Source organism: Oleiphilus sp. HI0123, from assembly GCF_001635315.1.
Window position 1 is genome coordinate 1 of sequence record NZ_LWGE01001007.1, and the last position, 757, is coordinate 757.

The 757-nt window shown below is 42.9% G+C and carries 1 protein-coding gene; it reads right to left on the reverse strand.

All coding sequences use genetic code 11. From position 1 onward, the window contains the following. Positions 1-229 precede the first annotated feature (229 nt). Positions 230-496 (reverse strand): hypothetical protein, encoded by a 267-nt coding sequence (locus A3761_RS08670; protein ID WP_068510923.1) that lies wholly within the window; start codon positions 494-496, stop codon positions 230-232. Positions 497-757 lie beyond the last annotated feature (261 nt).

Consider the following 757-nt stretch of genomic DNA (forward strand, 5'->3'; position numbering starts at 1 on the left):
GGTTGTAACTCGATATGCTGACTTTGTAGTTCACTTAAACTTTTGCCGTAATCGTAATCTCCAATTTCGGTCTTTACCATTGAACTACAACCTGACAATAAGGCTAAAACTGCAATAACAAATATGTGCTTCAATTTAACTCCTTTTTTACAGCTAACGCCTTTAGCTGCGGCGAGCGATAGCGAGTCCAGCCCCGGGGATTTTTCCGGGGCGAGGCAGGCTAAACTTGTTAGGCTTTTTTATTCGCATATTTCTCGGCTACTTTTTCAGATAATTCAAGAATGGTATTGGAAGCACTCTGATAGGTATAAGGTCCATCCGGGCGATAATATTTTGCTTCTCTTGAGCTAATGGTCCAGTAGATTTTTTTAATGCCCAAAGTTGAACATAGATTCTGCATGGTAAGCTCAAGTTTCTTTCCTTGTGGAACATTTGTTCTGGCAGTTGTTGTGCCAAAATAACCTGTCCCAGTATCTCTTACTATCTCGACTTTCATAGCATCTCCATGAGCCTAACGCCGCAATAAAGGGCGAGCGGCGCGCAGCAGAGCGAGTCCAGCCCACGGGCCCTTTCGTGGGCGATCTTTGATTGCCTGGTTATATTTCATTTGCTACGAGATTAGATTTAACCTTGCCAGAAATTACCAATTTATAAAATACAAACTCAGCGACTAAGCCTGAAAATATTGCCGCTGCAACTGCTATACCCCCGCTAGCAGTTGCCTTTGCTACAGCAGCTAAAACTAAAAACGCTAATG